This is a genomic window from Mycobacterium kyorinense, assembly GCF_001672775.1.
In the GTDB taxonomy this organism is placed as follows: domain Bacteria; phylum Actinomycetota; class Actinomycetes; order Mycobacteriales; family Mycobacteriaceae; genus Mycobacterium; species Mycobacterium kyorinense_A.
The window spans coordinates 22316-42984 of record NZ_LZKJ01000055.1 but is presented as its reverse complement, the minus strand read 5'-3'; the positions used below and the strand labels follow the sequence as shown (position 1 = coordinate 42984).

General features: G+C 63.9%; 21 protein-coding genes and 1 pseudogene. 11 read left to right on the top strand and 11 right to left on the bottom strand.

Annotated features, from left to right (window positions below; translation table 11 throughout):
- Window positions 1–149, top strand: a pseudogene (locus A5707_RS24350) (lipase); the annotation flags it as partial.
- Between the two features lie 14 nt (window positions 150–163).
- Here A5707_RS24350 and A5707_RS05410 read toward each other — a convergent pair.
- The 4 genes from A5707_RS05410 to A5707_RS05395 all read right to left on the bottom strand — a co-directional run bounded on the left by A5707_RS05410 (window position 164) and on the right by A5707_RS05395 (window position 5016).
- On the bottom strand, window positions 164–2977 hold the full coding sequence (locus tag A5707_RS05410; protein WP_065013487.1) for an RND family transporter: 2814 nt from the start codon (window positions 2975–2977) through the stop codon (window positions 164–166).
- Entirely contained in the window at window positions 2974–3372 is a 399-nt protein-coding gene (locus A5707_RS05405; RefSeq protein WP_065013486.1) for an MmpS family transport accessory protein, read from the bottom strand. Before A5707_RS05405 ends, A5707_RS05410 begins: the two co-directional genes overlap by 4 nt.
- Window positions 3373–3630: 258 nt before the next feature.
- Window positions 3631–4056: a hypothetical protein gene (locus tag A5707_RS05400; protein WP_065013485.1), complete on the bottom strand. Its 426-nt coding sequence runs from the start codon at window positions 4054–4056 to the stop codon at window positions 3631–3633.
- 72 nt (window positions 4057–4128) lie between these two features.
- Complete coding sequence (locus A5707_RS05395) at window positions 4129–5016, bottom strand: fructose bisphosphate aldolase (protein WP_065013484.1); 888 nt, start codon at window positions 5014–5016, stop codon at window positions 4129–4131.
- Between the two features lie 162 nt (window positions 5017–5178).
- Between A5707_RS05395 and A5707_RS05390 the strand changes: the two genes are divergently transcribed.
- Window positions 5179–6318, top strand: coding sequence for a M42 family metallopeptidase (locus A5707_RS05390; protein WP_065013483.1), 1140 nt, complete (start codon window positions 5179–5181; stop codon window positions 6316–6318).
- A gap of 7 nt (window positions 6319–6325) precedes the next feature.
- Here A5707_RS05390 and A5707_RS05385 read toward each other — a convergent pair whose 3' ends face one another.
- Entirely contained in the window at window positions 6326–7036 is a 711-nt protein-coding gene (locus A5707_RS05385; RefSeq protein ID WP_156657582.1) for a glycoside hydrolase, read from the bottom strand.
- Between the two features lie 87 nt (window positions 7037–7123).
- Between A5707_RS05385 and A5707_RS05380 the strand changes: the two genes are divergently transcribed.
- The 4 genes from A5707_RS05380 to A5707_RS05365 are packed head-to-tail and all read left to right on the top strand — an operon-like array spanning window position 7124 to window position 11580.
- Window positions 7124–8332, top strand: coding sequence for an FAD-dependent oxidoreductase (locus A5707_RS05380; protein ID WP_082969263.1), 1209 nt, complete (start codon window positions 7124–7126; stop codon window positions 8330–8332).
- Window positions 8333–8383: 51 nt separating this feature from the next.
- On the top strand, window positions 8384–9616 hold the full coding sequence (locus tag A5707_RS05375; RefSeq protein ID WP_065013481.1) for an acyl-CoA dehydrogenase family protein: 1233 nt from the start codon (window positions 8384–8386) through the stop codon (window positions 9614–9616).
- Window positions 9617–10747 carry an acyl-CoA dehydrogenase family protein gene (locus A5707_RS05370; protein WP_065013480.1) on the top strand — a complete coding sequence of 377 codons (1131 nt, stop codon included), beginning with the start codon at window positions 9617–9619 and terminating at the stop codon, window positions 10745–10747.
- The gene (locus A5707_RS05365; protein ID WP_065013479.1) at window positions 10744–11580 is read left to right on the top strand and encodes an SDR family oxidoreductase; all 837 of its coding nucleotides are present in this window, start codon (window positions 10744–10746) and stop codon (window positions 11578–11580) included. The genes A5707_RS05370 and A5707_RS05365 overlap by 4 nt, the downstream gene beginning before the upstream one ends.
- A 16-nt stretch (window positions 11581–11596) precedes the next feature.
- Here the strand turns inward: A5707_RS05365 and A5707_RS05360 are convergent, their stop codons facing one another.
- Window positions 11597–12262, bottom strand: coding sequence for a TetR/AcrR family transcriptional regulator (locus A5707_RS05360; RefSeq protein ID WP_065013478.1), 666 nt, complete (start codon window positions 12260–12262; stop codon window positions 11597–11599).
- A 238-nt stretch (window positions 12263–12500) separates the two neighbouring features.
- Here A5707_RS05360 and A5707_RS05355 point away from each other — a divergent pair, with 238 nt between their 5' ends.
- Window positions 12501–13286, top strand: a complete 786-nt coding sequence (locus tag A5707_RS05355) for a spirocyclase AveC family protein (RefSeq protein WP_065013477.1) — start codon at window positions 12501–12503, stop codon at window positions 13284–13286.
- A gap of 39 nt (window positions 13287–13325) precedes the next feature.
- Window positions 13326–14522, top strand: a complete 1197-nt coding sequence (locus A5707_RS05350; protein WP_156657579.1) for a cytochrome P450 — start codon at window positions 13326–13328, stop codon at window positions 14520–14522.
- An 18-nt stretch (window positions 14523–14540) separates the two neighbouring features.
- Here A5707_RS05350 and A5707_RS05345 read toward each other — a convergent pair whose 3' ends face one another.
- The 3 genes from A5707_RS05345 to A5707_RS05335 form a co-directional block, all read right to left on the bottom strand.
- Window positions 14541–14807: a YdeI/OmpD-associated family protein gene (locus A5707_RS05345; RefSeq protein ID WP_065013476.1), complete on the bottom strand. Its 267-nt coding sequence runs from the start codon at window positions 14805–14807 to the stop codon at window positions 14541–14543.
- A 24-nt stretch (window positions 14808–14831) separates the two neighbouring features.
- The gene (locus A5707_RS05340) at window positions 14832–15416 is read right to left on the bottom strand and encodes a hemerythrin domain-containing protein (RefSeq protein WP_065013491.1); all 585 of its coding nucleotides are present in this window, start codon (window positions 15414–15416) and stop codon (window positions 14832–14834) included.
- Between the two features lie 114 nt (window positions 15417–15530).
- Window positions 15531–15776 (bottom strand): general stress protein CsbD, encoded by a 246-nt coding sequence (locus tag A5707_RS05335; protein ID WP_065013490.1) that lies wholly within the window; start codon window positions 15774–15776, stop codon window positions 15531–15533.
- Between the two features lie 253 nt (window positions 15777–16029).
- Here A5707_RS05335 and A5707_RS05330 point away from each other — a divergent pair, with 253 nt between their 5' ends.
- Window positions 16030–16527, top strand: a complete 498-nt coding sequence (locus tag A5707_RS05330; protein ID WP_065013489.1) for a hypothetical protein — start codon at window positions 16030–16032, stop codon at window positions 16525–16527.
- Window positions 16528–16548: 21 nt separating this feature from the next.
- On the opposite strand, the gene A5707_RS05325 is transcribed toward A5707_RS05330, so the two are convergent.
- On the bottom strand, window positions 16549–18012 hold the full coding sequence (locus A5707_RS05325) for a protein adenylyltransferase SelO (RefSeq protein ID WP_065013475.1): 1464 nt from the start codon (window positions 18010–18012) through the stop codon (window positions 16549–16551).
- Window positions 18013–18146: 134 nt separating this feature from the next.
- On the opposite strand from A5707_RS05325, the gene A5707_RS05320 reads away from it, so the two are divergent.
- Window positions 18147–19049, top strand: a complete 903-nt coding sequence (locus A5707_RS05320) for a hypothetical protein (protein WP_065013474.1) — start codon at window positions 18147–18149, stop codon at window positions 19047–19049.
- On the opposite strand, the gene A5707_RS05315 is transcribed toward A5707_RS05320, so the two are convergent.
- Window positions 19046–19834: an SDR family NAD(P)-dependent oxidoreductase gene (locus A5707_RS05315; RefSeq protein WP_065013473.1), complete on the bottom strand. Its 789-nt coding sequence runs from the start codon at window positions 19832–19834 to the stop codon at window positions 19046–19048. The genes A5707_RS05320 and A5707_RS05315 overlap by 4 nt on opposite strands.
- Window positions 19835–20041: 207 nt before the next feature.
- On the opposite strand from A5707_RS05315, the gene A5707_RS05310 reads away from it, so the two are divergent.
- Window positions 20042–20653: a TetR/AcrR family transcriptional regulator gene (locus A5707_RS05310; protein ID WP_065013472.1), complete on the top strand. Its 612-nt coding sequence runs from the start codon at window positions 20042–20044 to the stop codon at window positions 20651–20653.
- Window positions 20654–20669 lie beyond the last annotated feature (16 nt).

Here is a 20669-nt window from a genome sequence, read left to right as displayed (position 1 = left end):
CGCTGCGATGGCTGCGTGACCGATTCGCCGGGCGGGACCTCAGTGCAGATCGTGCTCGCACCGGGTGGCCGACGCTGCTCACCCCCTCGACCTGGCTTGGCATGCTCAAGCTCGGCGTCATCACCGCGAAGGTCATCGCCGGGCGATGACCACGCGGCAGGTCTCACCGCTGCGGTAGCGGGCGGGAACGCACCAGCGTTGGCCACCAGAACCACGGTCCGAGGATTCTGACGATGCACGGCACGACAAACGAACGCACGATCAACGTGTCGAGCAGCAGGCCGATACATACTGTCGAACCCACCTGACCGATCGATCTGAGATCGCTTGTCAGCATTGCCAGCATCGTGAACGCGAATACCAATCCCGCAGATGTCACCACACCACCGGTACTTCCCAGCGCACGGATCAGACCGGTATTCAATCCGGCGTGAAGCTCCTCTTTGACGCGAACGATCAATAGCAGGTTGTAGTCCGAACCCACCGCCACCAGGATGATGAACGTCAGCGGCAGTATCAACCAGTGCAGCGGCAGGCCGATCAGGTGCTGCCAGACGAGGATCGAGAGCCCGAACGCCCCGGCGTAGGAGAACGCCACGGTGCCGGGAATCACCAAGGCGGCCATCAGACTTCGCGTGAGGAACAGCATGATCAAGAAGATCAGCACGAAGGCCGCGATCGCCACGATCAGCAGATCGGACGCGGCGTACTCTTTGATGTCCTTATCGTTGGATCCAGACCCGCCGATATACACCCTCGCGCCAGCCAACGAGGTCTCTTTCAGCGCCGCGGTTATCGCTGTGGGGAACTGTTCGACATGCTGCACCCCTTCCGGACCCATGGCGTTGCCCTCGTGGGTGACGATGAAGCGGGCAGCCTGGCCGTCGGGCGACATCAGCAGCGCCATACCGGTTTTGACGTCTTCGTTGTCGAAGCCCTCGCGGGGGATGTAGAAGAAGTCATCGCTGCGGGAACGATCGAAATCGAGTCCCACATTGACCAGGTCGTCGAATGTCTGGTCGGTCTGGGTGGACTGCAGCGACGACTGGCCGTAGCTGCTGACCAACAGCGCGGCCAACGCCTCCGAGTCGTCGGCAGTGAGCTTCAGCTGGGTGATGACTTGCGGCAACAGCCTGTCCAGGGCCTCGAGGGAGGTTCTGGCGTCCTTGATGTCAGCAGCCAGGTGGTCGATGTTGTCGAGGCCCTCGAATAGCGATCTGAATGCCCAGCAGATCGGAATGTCGAAACAATGCTTCTCCCAAAAGAAGTAGCTCTTGATCGGCCGGAAGAAGTCGTCGAGGTTGGAGATCTCCGAGTTCATCTCATCGGTAATCTGTTGCAGATCCTCGACGGTGAGCACCGTCTTGTGCAGCTCATCCGACATCCGTTGGAAGAAGACGATCTCCTGCCGCAAGACTTCGACGGTGTGTGTCGTAATCTGTGCTTGCTGATCGGTATTGGCGTTTTGCTGCTTGTTGAACGGAAGCTGTTGACCGTTCCCGCTGCCCTGCGTGGTGAACAAGTAGGGCAGCGTGGCATGTTCCAAGGGCCGGCCCAGGGGCCTGGTGATGCTTTGCACCATCGCGACACCGGGAAGGCGAATGAGACTCTTGGCCGCCCGGTCCAACGAAATGAAGTCAGCCGAGTTCCGCATGTCATGATCCGTCTCGATCATCAGCATCTCGGAGAACAGCTTGCTCTTCGGAAAGTGCCGATCCGCCGCCGCGAAACCCTGATTGGCGGGGGCACCGTGCGGTTGGTACTGACGGTCGTCGTAGTTCTGCCGATACGTTGGCACGAAAATCGCCCCGAGCACGACGGCCGCGGAACTGGCCACGAAGATCGGCACCGGCCACCGCACCACGCTCGTGCCGATCCGCCGATACAGCTGCGCTTTGGCCTTGGCTTTCGGGTCGAAGAGCCCGAAAAGGCTGCCCACGGTCAAGATGGCCGGGCCGAGTGTCAACGCGGCCGCGATGTTGAAGAGCATCGCGATGGCGACGGCCGGCCCCATGGTGTGGAAGTAGTTGAGGCGCGCGAAAATCAAGCAGAAACATGCCCCCGCGATCGTCAGGCCCGAGCCGAGGATGATGGGCGTGACGCTCTTGTAGGCGGTGTAAAACGCCGCCTCCCTGCCTTCGCCGGCCTGTCGCGCCTCGTGATAGCGGCCCATCAAGAAGATGCCATAGTCCGTGCCTGCTCCCAGGGTCAGCGCGACGACGATATTGACGGCGAATGACGAGAGCTCGATGTATCCCAAATGCCCGAGGGTGGCGACAACCCCCTTCGCGACCAGCATCTCGATCAAAACCCCGAGCAGGGGCACCAGCAGATTGGTGATGGAGCGGTAAACCAACAGCAACATCCCGACGATGAGGAAGATCGTCACGATCGTGATGTTGTTCAAGCTCGAATTGGCGATAGCCACCGTGTCCGAGGCGAGCGGAGCAGCGCCGCTGACGTAGACCTTGAGCCCGGGCGGCGGCATTTCGTTCGCGACGATATGCCGAACCGCGTTGACCGACTCATTCGCTTCCATCTGGCCGATATCGCCTGCGAGGCGCAACAGCACGTACGCGGCCTTGCCGTCGACGCTCTGCGCCCCCGCCGCGGTGATCGGCTTCCCCCACAGATCCATCACGTACTGCACGTGGGTGGGATCACGCTTGAGGCGGCGCACCAAATCGTCGTAATACTGGTGGTCCGCATCGCCCAACGGCCGGTCGGCTTCCAGCACAACCATGGTCAAGTTGGTCGAATCGGATTCGTGGAATTTCTCGCCGATGTGCAGCAGTGCCCGCTGCGAGGGCGCATAGTGCGGAACCATCGGCCCCGCGAGTTCTTCCGCGACCCGTTCGACCTGCGGCATGAACGTGTTCGTCGACACGGCGAGCAGGGCCCAGAACGCGATGATCGGTATGGCGAAGACGCGGACCATTCGGGGGAAGAAGGGCCGTTTCATTCGGTGCTCGCTCATGCAGATTTCACCCTGCACATGACGTGTGCGTCCGCGTGGGTATCGGATTGCTCGTCGCGGACAACGCCGTTCACCAGCATCCGGCAGCCGAGTTGGCCTCCGTGAACCTGTGCCGAGATGCTGCCGGACACCACGGTGAGCGTCGTCGTCTCCGTGTGGGACCACGGCAACGTCGTGAGATCAATTTGATGCGGATGCCCGTCGATGTCCAAGTAGACGAGCATCCCGCCTTCTCCGGCCGAGCCGAACAACTCATACGTGAGCTGCTTGGGGGTGGTCTGCTCAGGTGCTGCCGGACCATTGACGGTGACGACGGGCGGGGGAGCGGAGAATTGATGCACCTTCCACATGCACACCGCGCCCACCGTGACCGCAACGACGGCAACCAAAGGCATCCAGAATCGCGCCAAGACAGTCCTGCCGACTGAACGAGGGCTCACGCCATCACCTTTCGGAATCCGGCCCCGGTCTCGCTTCGGCCCCCACCCACGCGTCAGCGCCACATGCCTACCCACATATCAACCAGGTTGATATGTGGGCCGTACTGACCTTACCAGCCTGTCCGGAATGCCAGTAGACGGTGTCGGACATTATCACTTGTTGGTGCCGTCGGCAGAGCCGACGAAACGGAAGCAGCACATGCCTTGTGCGCGTTAAGCCAACTTTTGCAGACGCCTTTTCAACCGTGCGCTGCGCAAAATCTGCGTCGTGAAGTTCATCGAGGCCAACATCGGAAACACGCCGAGAAATGTGCGTTCGGAGGGCGTCGCTCCGTGCAGGTGGTACAGACTGCCAAACACGTAAAAGCATCCCACCATGAACAAAGCACCGGGGATGCACAGCGCCATCAAGGAACCGCGAGCCGCAACGAGTTGCTTGGCAAAGTCCAATTCATCGGACGATAGCGCTTCCCGGTTGCGCACCTTACGCACAACAACTTTGGCGCTGCCAATGTCGTCGCCTATCGCAGTAGGCGCTCGGTCCGCCAGCCGCTTTACGTAGACAGCAGCAAACGCGGCGAACACCAACGCGAGCGCGAGGGTGACGATGGTCAGAAATCCATACAGACCTGACGCCATACGCGTACCTCCTTCGCCCGCCGTTGAACCTAACACCACACCTCGGAAGCATCAGGCTAGGCGAGCGCCCGGTTACGTCAGCGAGGCCGTGTAAATCTCCTCGATGTTCGATCCGAGCTTCTCGTCGAATTCCGCGTCGCTCTGGTCGGCAGTCAGCCCCTCGGTCAGCGCTCGAGAGAAGCTCGCGATCAGGTGGTGGCATTCGGCCAGGATCGTGCAACTTTCCGCGAGGCTGTAGCCACCGGACAACGCGACCACCCGCAGAACTCGGGGATGCTCGATCAACGGCGTATAGAGGTTGTTTTCGTCCGGCAAAGTCAGCTTGAGCATTACTTGCCCGTCTGCTGCCAACTCATCGAGCTTGGCGTGCAGCGCTTCCACCAGTAGGTTGTCCGCTTTCACCTTGTCGGGGCATTTGATGCTCACCTCGGGCTCCAGGATCGGCATCAGCCCACGCTCGGCGATCTTGTGCCCGTACTCGAACTGCTGCTCGACGATGGTCTTGATGCCCTGCTCGTTCGGTTCTTGGACGAACGAACGCATTTTGGTCCCGAAGATGCCCTTGTCGACCGCCCGATCCAGGAGCGAGTCGAGCTTGGTCATCGGCTTCATCAGCTGCACCCCGTTTTCGGCATCGCTGAGCCCTTGGTCGACCTTCACGAACGGGACGATGCGCTTCTGCTTCCACAGGAACGCTGCGGTGTCCTCGCCGTTGATGCTGCGGTCCATGGTCTGCTCGAACAGGATCGTTGCCAGAACTTTGTCGCCGGTGAAGCTCGGACTTGCCATCAGCCGCTCACGCATTTCGTGGATGAGATCGAACATCTGCTCGTCGTTGTCGTACGCGTCCTCCGCAACGCCGTAGAGCTTGAGAGCTTTAGGGGTGCTGCCACCGCTCTGGTCCAGCGCAGCGATGAAGCCCTGCCCGGACTCCATCCTGGTGCGTTGCTCTTCGTTCACAACAGTCCTTCCTTCGTTCCTGCATCGGGCCGTCTGACGCGACCCCACGGGTGCCAGCCGAACTTGTGCGGCCCCACCTTCTAGCATGGCCTGCCGCCGCGTTTGCGGCTACCACTTGCGCCAGCCGGCACCTATACCGTTGGAGTAGCGGAAAGGAAACCGATGGGACAGTCCGACAACTCCACCGCAGACCTGCTGCAAGAACTGCTGTGGGCCTACGGGCCGTGCGGCCAGGAAGAGGCGGTGCGCGCCGTGTGCGCCCGCGAACTGCAACCGCTCGTCGACGACATGTGGATCGACGACGCCGGGAACCTGATCGGCTACATCGGCGCGGCCGACAGTTCCGGCGACGATGCTGCGACGCGCCAGCACCGCCACCGGTTGGCATCGACCGCCGGACCCATCTCCGCGACGCGCGTCATGGCCCATATGGACGAACTGGCCATGCTCGTCAAGCGGATCGAACCCGATGGTTCGCTGCACCTGACGGAGTTGGGAACGATGTATCCGGGCAACTTCGGGCTCGGGCCGGTGGCGGTGCTCGGCGACCACGAAACCCTTACCGGAGTGCTCACCCTCGGCTCCGAACACACCACCAAGGAGAGCCCGCGAATCTGGGAAACCAAACCTGATCAGGGCGACAAGGCGCTGGATTGGCAGCATGTCTATGTCTTCACCGGCCGCAGCACCGATGAGCTGGCCGCCGCCGGGGTACGCGCCGGCACCCGGGTGTGCGTGGACCGGAGCAAGCGAACACTGGTCAAGTTCGGCGACTACCTCGGCGCGTACTTCCTCGACGACCGCGCCGCGGTAACCGCCCTGCTGCGCGCCGCACGCCAGCTGCGCGAGTCAGGCCAGCGACCCGCCGCCGACGCCTATCTGGTGTTCACCACCAACGAGGAGATCGGCGGAGTCGGCGGCACGTATGCCAGCGCCGCGCTACCGGGCAATCTCACCCTCGCTTTGGAGGTCGGGCCTACCGAGCAGGAGTACGCGACGAGCGTCACCGGCGGGCCCATCGTCGGCTACAGCGACGCCTTGTGTGTCTACGACAAAGACGTCGCCGACCGGCTGATGACGATCGCCGCCGACCGGGGGCTACAACCCCAGGCCGCGGTGTTGGGCGCGTTCGAAACCGACGCTTCGCACGCCAAGGCTGCGGGGCTGACGCCGCGCGCGGGGTTGCTGTGCCTGCCGACGCTGAGCACCCACGGTTATGAAGTCATCGCCCGCAGCGCAATTGACGCCATGGCGGGCATCATCGTGGACTTTGTGCTGAAGCCTTCGGACGACAACCGCTAGCGCACCGTCATTGCGAGGGCGCGGGACTCATCGATCCGATGGAGTAGGTTTCCCGCCCGCTCGGGTATCCGCCGCCGTTGGTGGCGATATGAACGTGGTCGTAATGGTTGAGGGTTTCCGACCCGTAGTCGGCCGTCCAGCTCGGCGCGCCGATGCCCGGGTAAAACTTCTGCCTCCAAATGACGTGGAGCACACCCCACCGTCTGGCATTCGCCAACGCATACCCGGCGATCTGGTTGCCGAGCTCGATACCTTCGGGCGTGTGATGGTTGGGGATCATCACGTCGATCGCCAGTCCGTTGGGATGCCATTGCAAGGCATCCTGCCGGTACCCGCCGATGGTGGTGATCTGTGGAAACAACACGCTGATGGCACGAGCCGCCCAGATGGTCTTGACCTGCAGTCCCTGTTCCGGCGCGACCCCGGCGGGTAAGTCGAAATCGAATTGCTGGGCAGCCGCGGGCGCATTGGCCGCCAACGAGCTGACCTCAGCGGCACTGGCGATGTGCGGCTCCGAGTGGCCGGCGACCGGCGGGGCGCCTTGTCCTGGTTTGGCATCCGTCTGTGCGACCGCCGCCGACTTTGCGCAGCACGGAGTCTCCGCCCCTTGGGCATACAGCATTCCGCCGACCACGACGAGTGAGCCCGCCAAGGCCAGCCACCGGCCCCGCTGGTTAGCTAACAGACGTCCGCCCACGCAAGCACTGTAATGCGCCATATGACGCGCCGTGGCGATCTTCGCGCGATGACAAATTGTCAATAAGACAGCCGGACGGTTGCGATCGCCGAACAGTACTGTCAGACCATGACGCGAGCTATCCAGACCAAGGTATGCGTGGCCGGCGGCGGCCCGGCCGGCCTGGTGCACGCCCTCCTGCTTGCCCGAGCCGGGATTCCGGTTGTCGTGTTGGAGAAGCACACTGACTTCCTGCGCGACTTCCGCGGCGACACTGTGCATCCGAGCACCCTGCGCATCATGGACGAGCTGGGCATCGTCGACGAGCTCTTGCGTTTACCGCACACCAAGGTCAACCGTGTCGCCTTCGACACCGACGGCTCGATACGCACCTTCGGCACGTTCGGCGTGCTCAAACGCCTGGGCTTCAAGCACCCCTACATCGCATTGATGCCCCAGTGGGACTTTCTCGACTTCCTCACTGAAAAGGCTTCTGCCTACCCGGAATTCACGTTGATCCGCAACGCGGAGGTCAAAGATCTGATCTTCGATGGCGATCGGGTGATCGGGGTGCGCACGCCTGACCTCGAAGTGCGGGCGGACTTAGTGGTCGGCGCGGACGGGCGCAAGTCCGCGGTGCGGGCCGCGGCCGGGCTGGAGACCGCTGCGGCGCACTCTCCGATGGACGTGCTCTGGTTCCGGTTGAACTGGCGCCCCGGCGACCCGCAGGAGCTGTACGGGGTGATCCGCAAGGGCTTCACCATGGCGCTGATCTACCGCAGCGACTATTGGCAGATCGCGTATCTGATGCCGAAAGGCGCGAACCCCCGCGACGAGCCACTTGAGGCGTTCAAGCAGCGCATCGTGTCGGTGCGACCGCAGTTGCGCGAACACGTCGACGACCTCGAATCCTGGGACGAGACCAGTCAACTCGACGTGCGGGTGGACCGGCTCAAGACGTGGTGGCGCACCGGCCTGCTGTGCATCGGCGATGCCGCCCATGCCATGTCACCGATTGGCGGGGTCGGCATCAACCTCGCCGTTGCCGATGCGGTGGCGGCGGCCAACATCTTGTGCGGCCCGCTGCGCGAGGGCCGCCTCAGCAATGCCGATCTCGCCAAAGTGCAGCGCCGGCGAGAGCTGCCGACCCGGATCATCCAGGCCATCCAAGTGTTCGCTCAGGACAGGGCAGTTGCGCCGAACCTGACGGGTGACCTGTCCCCGATCCGGATCCCGAAGATCATCGGTCGGGGTCCGTTGCAATTCATCCCGCCGATCACCTTCGGCCGAGGCGTCCGCCCCGAGCATGTGCGCACCCCGGACACTCACGCAGCCTGAGTTAGACTCACGCGGACATCACACGGATACGACGTCGCGGCCGGGAAACTCATGGATCTGCAGTGGTCAACGGAAGAGCGGGCATTCCGCGACGAGGTCCGGCAGTTTCTCGACGACAAACTCACTGCGGAGTTGCGGCGCGCCGGCCGATTGATGACCAGTGTCTACGCCGAGCACGACGCGAGCATGGCGTGGCAGGCGATTCTGCACGAACGGGGCTGGGCCGCGCCGGCGTGGCCGGTCGAATACGGCGGCTGCGACTGGAGTCTGACCCAGCACTACATTTTCAGCCGCGAATCGGTGTTGGCGGGCGCACCGTCGTTGTCCCCGATGGGGATTCGGATGGTCGCGCACGCCATCATCGCGTACGGAACCGAGGCGCAGAAAAACTACTTCCTGCCGCGAATCCTGACCGGTGAGGTCTTCTTCTGCCAGGGCTACTCCGAGCCGGAAGCGGGATCGGATCTGGCCGCGCTGTCGATGGCGGCCATCGCCGACGGCGACGATTTGGTGTGTACCGGCAGCAAGATCTGGACCACCCATGCCGCCGAGGCCAATTGGATGTTCGCGCTGGTGCGCACCTCGCGCATGGAGAAGAAGCAGCAGGGCATCACGTTCGTGCTGATTGACATGACCTCGCCGGGCATTGAGATTCGCCCGCTGGTGATGACGTCGGGCGAACAGATCCAAAATCAGGTGTTCTTCGACGAGGTGCGGGTGCCCAAGGCCAACGTCGTCGGTGAGATCGACAGCGGCTGGACGGTTGCCAAGTATCTCCTGGAATTCGAGCGCGGCGGTGGTGCCGTGGCGCCGGCGCTGCAAGTGGCGGCCGAGGAGATCGGGGCAGCGGCCCAGCACCAGCCTGGCCCGGGCGGCGGACGCCTGGCCGACGACCAGGCCTTTGCGCGCAAACTGGCCGATGCGCGGATTCGCGCCGAGGTGCTGGAGATTCTCGAATACCGAGTGCTCGCCGCGGCCGCCGGGGGCCGAAACCCCGGCGCGGCGTCGTCGATGCTCAAAATCCTTGGCACCGAACTCAGTCAGGCACTTACCGAACTCGCGCTGGAAGCGGCCGGCCCGTGGGGCCGGGCCTACCAGCCGCATGTGACCGCGCCGGGCGGTCCGATCGCCGAGTTCGTGCCGCCTGCCGACGGGTACCACACCGGCGAGCCGTGGCAGGCTGTCGCACCGCTGCGGTACTTCAATGACAGGGCCGGCTCGATCTACGCCGGCAGCAACGAAATTCAGCGGAATATCCTCGCCAAGGCGGCACTGGGGCTGTAGATGGACTTCAATCTGACCAATGAGCAGGAACTATTGCGCGACGGGCTCGCGAAGTTTCTCGCCGCTCGGTACACCTTGGACAAGAGTCGCCAAGCCGCTAAGACCGGTCCCGGTTGGCAGCCCGACATCTGGCGCGGCTTTGCGACGGAGCTGGGCATTCTGGGAGCTACGTTGCCCGAAGATAGCGGCGGAATCGGCGGCGGCCCAGTGGAACTCATGATCATCAGCGAGGCATTGGGGCATGCGCTGGTGGTCGAACCGTACGTGGAAACGGTTGTGGTTGCCGGTGGACTGTTGCGTCGGGCAGGCGGCCGAGCGGCGACAGCGGTGCTGGAGAAGATCATTGGCGGCTCTGCGATTGTGGCGTTGGCCGCCGCCGAGCCGGACTCAGGTGATCGCTGGCAGGAGGTGTCGGCGCAGGCCGAACCCGACAGCGAGGGCTGGGTGTTGAACGGCGCCAAGATCACGGTCGTGGCTGCCCCGTTGGCGACACACCTGCTGATCACCGCTCACACGCCGGGCGTCGACGGAATCTCGTTGTTCCTCACCGATGTCGGCTCAGCCGGTATCGAAGTGCATCCGTATCGAACCATCGATGACCGCCGCGCGGCCGACCTCACGTTCCACGATCTGCGGCTGCCGGCCGAGGCGCTACTCGGCGAGCCGGGCCGGGCAGGTTCCTCGTTGGCCCGGGCACGCGACGAGGGCACCGCGGCGATCTGCTCCGAAGCGGTGGGCTGCATGCGAAAAGTTCTGGCGGACACCGTCGAATACTGCAAACAGCGCCAGCAATTCGGGCAGCCGATCGGTGGTTTTCAGGTGCTGCAGCACCGAATGGTCGACATGTATATGGAACTCGAGCAGTCCGTCGCCGCGGTCTATCTCGCGATCCTCAAACTCGAAGCCGACGAGGCGACCCGTGCCCGGGCGGTGTCGGCGGGTAAAGCCACCGTCGGCCGAGCGGCACGGTTCATCGGCCAGCAGGCTGTGCAGTTGCACGGAGGCATGGGGATGACCGAAGAGCTGGCCATCGGGCATTACTTCAAGCGGCTCACCGCAATCCAATACGAGTTCGGAACTACCGACCACCACCTCATGCGATACGCCGAGCTGACGAAGACGAACCTATGAATCAAGTAGCGGTCATCACCGGCGGTGCGGGCGGGATGGGTGTGGCCACGGCCAAGATCGTCGGCCGAGACCGCGCTCTTGTCCTCTGCGACGTCAGGCAGGACCGGCTGCAGACTGCGGCCGAGGCGTTGCAGGATCTCGGGATCACCGCCACGGCCGTCGACTGTGATGTCACCGACCGACAGGCAGTCACCGAGCTACTCGAAACCGCATCCGGTCTGGGGACGGTGGCCTCGGTGATCCACACTGCCGGGGTCAGTCCCAGCATGGGTGATGCCGACTACGTCATGCGGACCAACGCGATCGGCACGCTGAACGTCAACGAGGCCTTCTACATGGCCGGGGAAGGCTCTGCAATCGTCAACGTGGCATCGATGGCCGCCCATTTATTGCCCGAAAACCTCGTCCCGGCAGAGCATTTCCCGCTGGCACTAAAAGACGAAGCCCGTTTCATGACGGAAATGGCGTCGGTGTGCAGCCTCGTTCCCGAGGAAGCCCGCTCCGGTTTGGCGTACGCGATCAGCAAGAGCTTCGTCCGGTGGTACTCGACCTTCCAGGCCGAACGGTTCACCGGCCGGGGCATCCGCATCGTTTCGGTTTCCCCGGGTTCCATCGACACCGAGATGGGCCGGCTTGAGGAGCACGCTGGAGCCGGCGCGCTGGTCGCCGACGCCGCGGTGCCACGGTGGGGCACACCCGAAGAGATGGCGGAGTTGCTGGCCTTCTGCGCGAGCGACAAAGCCGGTTACCTCACCGGCACCGATATCCTCAGCGACGGCGGAGTGGTCGCCTCGATGAAGGAGAGAGCCAGAATGGCCACCGAAAACAATTGAACTGCAAGGGATACGCTCAGGCCTGCCGGTGCAGGAAGCCGTGCAGGGTCGCTTGGACGAGTTCGTCGACGATGGCTTCGCGCGACGGCTGGTTAGGGCCGAAAAAGGTGGATCGTAATGCCGCCATGCCGGCGATCATCGCCACGGTCGAGTGGGCCGGTAGGTCCGGCTGGCCGGAGCGCAGCCCGCGGAGATGCATGCCCTCCGCGCTGATCTGACCGAGCACCCTCAGCGCGCGGCCGATGTCGGCAATGCCGGCGTCGGCGATTTCCTCGTCGCCGAGCGTCTCCGAGGCAAGCAGCGTCAGCAGCAGCCCGCGGTGTTCCACCAGCACGTCGTACAGGTGCCCGACGAAATGCCGCGCCAGCTCCTCTTCGTCGGTTTCCTCGGGCACCACCGATTGCCACGTCCGGCCGAACTCATCGACGAAGTCGGTGAACGGTAGCACCAGGGCCTCCCGGAACAGACCCGCTTTCGACCCGAAGTGGCGGAAGAGCAGATGCTCGGTGACCCCTGCGGCTTCTGCGATTTCGCGGGTCGTCGTGCTGCGGTAGTCGCGGCGGGCGAAGAGATCACGCGCAGCACCGAGCAGCAGTGTCCGCGGAGCACCGCGCGGCCGACGTGCAGTACGGGCCGCCGTCTCGACCGCAGTCGGCTTCTTGGCGGCAGGGCGCTGGGGCACGGATATTCACTCCTCGGACCGCGTCTCGGCGGTGGACGGCTTCGAAGATAGTCGCGATCACCGGATCTTTAAGATAGTGTCCACTATCTGTACGGTACGGAGTCGGTATCGGAAGGGGCATCGGCGTGGGCGCGGTCATCATGCTCGGCACGTTGTTCGGACTGATCGTCCTGGTGTTCGGCCTGGTCAGCTATTTCGATCCCGAAGCACGCGCGGCCGCCAGCCACGAGGACGACCGGTGAGCGCGGAGTTGACCCCACTGCTGAAGGCCGGCCTTGCCTTCGCCTACATCGGGGGTATTGGCTTCCTTGCGATCGGTGTGTACCTGAGCTTGCGGCGCCGCCGCGTGCACCCGCTGCTCCTGCTGAGCATCTCGGCGGTCTCGTTCTCGTGGATCGAAGCGCCCTATGACTGGGCGATGTACGCGCAGTTCCCGCCCGCGCTGCCGCGGATGCCCTCGTGGTGGCCGTTGAACATGACGTGGGGTGGGCTGCCCTCGTCCGTGCCCATCGGCTACATCTCCTACTTCGTGCTGCCGGCCGTCATCGGTGCCGCAGTGGGACGGTGGCTGAGCGCAAAGTTCCACTGGCGCAGACCATTCACGCTGCTCACCGTCGGCCTCGTCGTGGGCTTCTGCTGGGCCTTCTTTTTCAACGCCATGCTGGGGGCACGGCTGGGCATCTTCCACTATGGCTATGTGATCCCGGGGCTTGCGGTGTCGGAGGGGACCAAGCACCAGTATCCGATTTACGACTCCCTTGCGATGGGCGTGCAGATGATGGTCTTCACCTACCTGCTCGGACGCACCGATGCCGAGGGCCGAAACGTCATCGAGATGTGGGCCGACAAGCGGGCGAAGGGCCGTCTGCAGTCGTCGGTGCTGTCCATCGTCGCGGTCGTCATCGTCGGAAACCTGCTCTACGGAGCGGTGTTCGCGCCGCACCTCGCGACCAAGCTGGGCGGATGGGTGACCGCAGGTCCGACGGCGCCGCTGTTCTCCGGGGTGGAAAACCAACCGCGGTAGGGACGTCCAGGTGTGGTTCGAAGCAAGGAGAAGGGATCAGTGATCACCAACCCGACCGCCGAGCTGTACTACGACCCATTTGACTTCGAGATCGACGACGATCCGTACCCGATCTGGCAGCGGATGCGCGCGGAGGCGCCGCTGTACTTCAACGAGAAGTACAACTTTTATGCGTTGAGCCGCTATGACGACGTCGCCCGGGCGCTACTCGATTGGCAGACCTATCGGTCCGGCCGCGGCACCACCGCCGACATTCTGTTCAGCGGCATCGAAGTGCCGCCGGGAATTCTGCTGTTCGAGGATCCACCGTTGCACGACTTGCACCGACGCTTGTTGTCGGGGGTGTTCACTCCGCGCCGGATGCTGGCCGTCGAAGGGATGGTGCGGGATTTCTGTTCGCGTGCACTGGATCCGCTTCGTGATCGGGATGGCTTTGACTTCGTCGCCGATCTCGGTGCGATCATGCCGATGCGCACGATCGGTTACCTGTTGGGCATTCCAGAGGACGGGCAACAGCTTATTCGCGATCGCAACAACGAGCGCATAGCTGTCGACCGGCAGCAGGGGGACATCAGTCCGACCATCTTCGAAGATGCGATCACGATGTTCGCCGAATACATCGACTGGCGAGCCACGCACCCGTCCGATGATCTGATGACGGATCTGCTCAACGCACAGATCGAAGACCAGTCCGGATCGCTGCGCCCGCTCGACCGCACCGAAGTCCTGGCGTACACCGCGATGATCGCCGGCGCGGGCAACGAAACCACCGCTCGGCTGATCGGCTTCATGGGGCAGCTGCTCGGCGAACATCCCGATCAACGACGCGAACTCGTTGCCGAACCGTCGCTGATCGCCTCCGCGGTCGAGGAGACCTTGCGCTACCAGGCCCCGTCACCGGTCCAGGCACGTTACGTTGCTTGCGACACAGAGCTTTACGGGCACATCGTGGCCGAGGGGTCCTACATGTTGTTACTCAACGGATCAGCCAATCGCGACGAAACGCGCTTCACCGATCCCGATCGCTACGACGTCCACCGAGAGGGAGGGCATCTGAGTTTCGGTCGGGGGCTGCACTTTTGCCTCGGCGCTGCATTGGCCCGGCTCGAGGCCCGGGTCGCCTTCGAAGAGGTCCTCACGCGCTGGACGGACTGGGAAGTCGACTACGACAACGCGGTCATGGCCCACACGTCCAGCGTTCGCGGTTGGGCGCACCTCCCCGTCAAGACCGGATAAGGCAGGGCCAGGCCGCGCTCACCTGCCGTTGCGCTCGCGGTGCTTGCAGCCCGGCCAACAGCAGGGTCGGCGCTTGCCCTCTTCCAATTCCTCCTGGGTCCGGCGAATCCGGCGTTCGCGCGTCTTCTCCTGCTTGGCGTCCTCGACCCAGCAGATGAACTCGTTGCGCGCCAACGGCGTGATGTCGTTCCAGGCGGCCAGTGCCGTGGAGTTGACGATCAGCGCCTCACGCAGATCTGCCGGCAACTCGTGGACCACCCCACCGGCGACTTGCTTGCTGCTCACACGGATAGCGTAACCGCGCTATGCTCATTGACCTTTCAGGCTGCCGATATGAAGCGAAAAGTCGGTGCGCTCGGAGGCTTTGAACTGCGCGGTGCGCGCGACTTCCTCGACGTAGCTTTCGGGGTCGCGATCAACGATCGGCACACCCTCGGTGGTTGGATGCGCGGACATGAACTCGCTGTATTGCCGCCCGAGCGCCTCACGAAGACCGATCGGGGCATGACGACGAAAGTCCGAGAGCCCTTCCCGCTCTTCTTCGGCCATGTGGTCATCATTGGCGACTCGGGTGCGTCCGACCGCTTCCCACCACTCCTGTGTGCCGACCCGGCATCCGTTGGCAGCCCGCACCCCGTCGCGAATGTCGTTGTGATCACCGATGGCATCGAGCGTCTCCCCTTCGGGATCATCGGCACCGCGCGTCAGCAGTTGAGGGTAAAAGATCTTCTCTTCGATGTAGGCGTGAAGATCGAGCTTGTCGGCCAACGGATGCCATACCCGCTCGAGTGCCACCGGGTCGAGGGGTGTCTGCGCCTGCAGGTAATCCAGCTTGGCGAACCGTTCGCGGAACCAGTCGTGGTCGGCGAGGATCAACATGGTGATGTCAGCCATTGCGATTCCCAGCATCCCTTAGCAGCCAACCCGCTGCCACTCCATCCGCTGAATCCGGCATAAAAACGAGAATGGGCCCAGCGGTAATCCAGCTGGGCCCATTCTGCCGAGGTGTTAGTCGTTGTTGTCCTGGTTGGCCTTCTGACGCGCTTCGGCGGCCTTCGCGCTACCGCGGGCCGCTTCGGCTTCGGCTTCCTTGCGCGCCGCGTTGCGCTGGGCTTCGGCTTTATCTTGCTGAGCCTTCGCCTCCTCGACCATTTCGTCGTTGCCGGTCACCGCGCCGGCGGCTTCTTTGGCCAACCCTTTGGCGCCTTCGACGACGCCCCTGATGGCTTCCCCAGGCCCGCTCTTGTCCGACACATTTCCTCCAATTTCGTAGCTCGACGGCATTCGACCGTCTCAGCCGATTCAGTTCCCGCAGCGGGTGGAACGCAAACCTCGGCAAACGAGGCAGCTTGGTTCGCAGCGGCTCGCTACTTGATGTGAGCTGGTGAAAGCCGACCTCTCGGTGACTGACTTCACAGCCATCGGCGAACGCGCTTTTCCGCAGAGATCGCCCGGACTCGGCGTGGCGCCTCGCACAACACGACCGGTCGTGGTCTGGTGGACGTCGATGTCGTCCGCCGGGTGTTCCAGCCTCCGCTCCGCCGTCGCAGCAGCAGCGTGGGCAGCGTGGCTGCTCATGCCGCTGCCGTCGGCGCAGGCGGCGCCCGCCACCGACGACCAGGGTTACCTCGACTCCACCGCGCGGTGCAGTACACCGAATTCCACGGTGGTGTTTGGCAGCACTGAGACCTCACGGGTGGCGATCTGCAAAACACCGGCCGGCCAATACGAGTACCGCGGCGTGCGGGTGCGCGACGGGGCTACCTTGATCCGCCCGGCCTCGCAGTCCGCCAACGGAAAGTTTGTCGCGGAAAACGACGGCATCGAGTACACCGTCACAGCAAGCTCTTTGGTCGTCAGCGCGGGCGATGAGGTGATCCGCGACGAACCGATGGTGGACTTCCACGGGGCGCCAGCCCCCAAGGCGCCCACGCCGTCAGCGCCCGCCACCGCAACGCCATCCACGCCGTTGCCGCCACCCTTGCCCGCCGAGGTCGGCGGTTAGCCCGCCGGCCGAGCCCAAACCTCAGGTGCCGCAGAAGGTCTGGTAGGCGCCGAAGTCCTCCGGCGCCGGCTGGGCGTAGCGCTCGAGGCCGGGCCGCTCGTCATAGGGGGCGGTCACTGCGGTGAGCAGCTGCTCGACCGGCTGCAGATCGCCGCCGGTAGCCGCGGCGAGGGCCTCCTCGACGAGATGGTTGCGGGGAATGTAGACCGGGTTGACCCGGTCCATCAGGGTCGCGTCCGGCCCCAGCGGCAGCCAGCGCGCCAGCCACGCGTCGAACCCGGCCAGATCGACGAATAGTCCGCGGGTGGGCTCCGCGTCGCCGCGAGCCGCTCGACCGAGCTGGCGGAAAAACGAGGTGTAGTCGACGTGGCTGTGCTGCAGCAGCCCAAGCAGCTCCGCGACCAGCGGCGCCGCCACGTCGTCGGCAGTGCCGTCGGTCAGCCCGAGCTTGGCCCGCATGCCGACCGACCAGGCGGCCTCATAGCGTTGCCGGAAACTTCCCAGGGAGTCCTGCGCGAGCGCGACGGCGTGCTCCCGGTCCTCAGCGAAAAGCGGAAGAAGTGCTTCGGCGAACGCGCCGAGGTTCCAGTCGGCCATCGCGGGTTGATTGCCGTACGCGTAGCGGCCCCAGAAGTCGATCGAGCTGAACACCGTGGCTGGGTCGTAGGCTTCCATGAACGCGCACGGCCCGTAGTCGATGGTTTCGCCTGAAATCGTCATGTTGTCGGTATTCATCACCCCGTGCACGAACCCGACCAGCATCCAGCGCGCCACCAGCGACGCCTGAGCGGCGATCACCGCATCCAACAGTGCGAGGTAAGGCTGCTCGGCCTGTGCGGCGGCCGGGTAATGCCGGCTGATCGCGTGATCGGCGAGGCGGCGCAGTAAGTCGACGTCTCGGGCGACGGCGGCGAACTGAAAACTTCCTACCCGCAGGTGGCTGCTTGCGACGCGGCACAGCACGGCTCCGGGCAGCAGTGTGTCCCGTTGCACCGGCTGCCCGGTCGCGATGACGGCCAGGGATCGGGTGGTGGGGATTTCCAGAGCGTGCATCGCCTCGCTGACGACGTACTCGCGCAGCATCGGGCCGACTGCGGCCATGCCGTCACCGCCGCGGGCAAACGGTGTGGCTCCGGATCCCTTGAGGTGCAGGTCGCGACGGTTGCCATGGATGTCGACCCGCTCGCCGAGCAGCAATGCGCGACCATCGCCCAGACGCGGGACAAATCCGCCGAACTGGTGTCCGGCGTAGGCCTGCGCGACGGGTTGGGCGCCGGCGGGCAGTAGGTTGCCGACCAGAAACTTCAGCCCGTCGGGGCCCCGCAACCAGGAATCGTCGAAACCCAGTTCAGCGGCTAAAGGTTGGTTGAGCACGAGCAGCCGCGGCTGTCGAACCTCCCGGGCCGTCCAGCGGACTGCCATCTCCGGGAGATCACGGGAGAAGCAGTCCGCCAGGACGATGCTGGTTTCGGGTGCAGCACTCACCCCACCGAGGGTACGGAGAAGCCGCGCGGGTAACCGCTCGCAACAGCGGGGCGTTCGGCCTGATCCCCACCCGAGCGCTGAGACCTTTAGGCTGAAATCTGCGTCGGGGAGGCTGAAGCAATCGGGAGGTGACGATGACCGGACTGCTGGAGCGCGACGAAGTAAGCGACGTCAGCAACTCCGCCGAGGCAACGCAAGCGATGGCGCCCATCCGGCCCGCCCCGCGCGGGTTCACGCCCCGGGGATGGCGCGAAATTGGCTGGTTGACCTGCGGTTTCGCCGGTAGTTTGGCGATCGTATGGTTCATCTTTCTCAGTCCCGGCGAGCTGGGAAGCAGGGCGGAGTGGTTTTTCGGCGCCGCGGTTTGTGGCGTCGCGCTGGTGTCGTTGTGGCAGACCAGCAGCGTCCAGCGGCAGGCCAGGCAGCACGCGGACCAGGCTGTCGAGCGAGTGCGAATGGAACTCGCCACCGCCGAGCAGCGGTGGGCGCGTGAACTGGACCTGACGCGCACGCTGCACCGCGCCGAGCTCGAGGCGCAGCAGGAATTGCACCGCGCCGACATGGAAGCTCAGCGGGAGTTGGCTCGCGTCGAGCGGGTCCAGCTCCGCAATCAACTGCAGAAGCAAGCCATGATCGAGGTCTCCCGCGCCGTGGGCACCCATAGCCAAAAGCTGGCAACCCTGTGGAAACAGGGTTCGGATGTCCTGGACATCGAGGACCGCGACGAGCGGCAGCGCTTGATGAGCCCGATCTTCGATCAGATCGGTCAGGTGGTCAACGATTTCTCGTTGGAGCTACGCAGTGCTCGCCTCCTGATCGAAGACGACAGTTTGCATCACGCGCTGAAGCGTGTCGGCGACGCGGCATTGATGGCGGTCGAGGTAGCCGAAGATCTGCACAACGCCGTCGACGAAGGCGATGCCCCGCAACCGGATTCCATCGCATCGGTCCAGGGGCTGCTGCACACCCGAGCCACCGAAGCTCGCCGGCTCGCCTGGGATCTGCTGCGAACCGGACTGGAGCAGAACATCTCTTAGTAGTCGGGAATCGGCAACGGAGAATTGTTCGAGTCGATGCCGCCGTCGACGTGAAACGTGGCGTTGGTGGCATAGCAGTCCCGCGTACACAGATACACCGTGAGCCGCCCCAGGTCTTCGACGTCGCCAAGGCGATGCAGGGGGATGCGCTCTTGCATCTTCTCCAGCGATCCGGGCATCAAATCCAGGCTTCCTTGCAGTCCGTCGGTGGCGAACGAGCCAAGCGCGATGGCATTGACCCGGATCTTGGGCGCAAGTTCTTGCGCCATTGCCCGGGTGAGTGCCTCCAGGCCGCCCTTGGCGACGCAGTATGCGGTCAGCGCGCGAATACCGAATCGGGCAGAGCCCGAGGAAATGTTGACGATAGAGCCGCGCCCGGCGCTGAGCATGTGCGGCGCCACCAGCTGACTCATCATGAACGCCGATGTCACACACCAATCGAAGGTGTGCCGGAAGTCTTCGTCGGTGATATCCAGAAACCGCGCGTAGGTGGACCCGCCGACATTGTTGACCAAGATGTCGATGCGCCCGAAGCGCTCCATGGCCGTTTCCACGACACGCGCGCTGTCGGGCCGGTCCATTGCGTCTGCCACGAGTGCCAGTCCGTTGCCGCCGGCGCGCTTGATGTCGCTGATCGTCTGGTTGATTTGCGACTCGGTGCGCGCAGTGCCGACGACGGTGGCGCCTGCTTCCGCCAGCACCCTGGCGATGCCTGCCCCCACACCGCGCCCGGCGCCCGTGACGATCGCCACCTGTCCGTCCAGCTGGAACTGCTCCAACGCCACGCGGTGCCTCCTGGGATGCCTGCCCCTCATCTAAGCCGAGCTGATTGACTTCGGTCAATGACGTATGGGAGTGGAACCTGGCATTGCCTCGACGCGACCGGTCCAGGTCGCCGGATCGTCGGCAGGCCAATTCGGGTGCTCGACAAGATAACCTCTCCATGAGGGCCGTCGACCTGATGAGCCGGGTCATCACGAAGAGGAACCAAGATGGCAGTGACGGACGGGCTATCTGCACGCGACGCGAAACGGTTGCAGACGAGGGAGCGACTGATGGGCGCGGCCGTGTCGGAGTTCAAGCGCTCCGGGATGGCCGAGGCTGATGTCAGCGCCATTGTGACCGCCGCCGGGGTGGCCCACGGTACGTTCTTCTTCCACTTCCCCACCAAAGAGCATGTGCTGCTGGAGTTGGAGCGGCGCGAAGAAGACCGCATCGTCAAACAGTTGGCGCAATTCCTCAAAACGCAGCGCGACCTTGCGGGCGTCTTGAATGAGGCCGTGCGTCTGGTGATGGGATTGGAACGCCGACTCGGCGATTCGCTCTTCAAAGATTTTCTGGCACTGCACTTCTCGCAGACCCGTCCACCAACCGAGGACGGCCGGGATCATCCGGTGATCGTGTTGGTGGCGCAACAAATCGAGGATGCTCGCCACCGTGGCGAGACCGATCCCGACGTCAACGCGATGAACAGCGCGGTGTTCTTCTTACTGGGCCTCTACGCGCTGTTGATCACCACGCACGACTGGCCGACCCGGCGCGAGCTACTCGAGGACTACGTGGCCAGGACGTTACGCAGCATCGCGCCGTCGCGATCCGGCTAACTGCACCGGCTGCCGT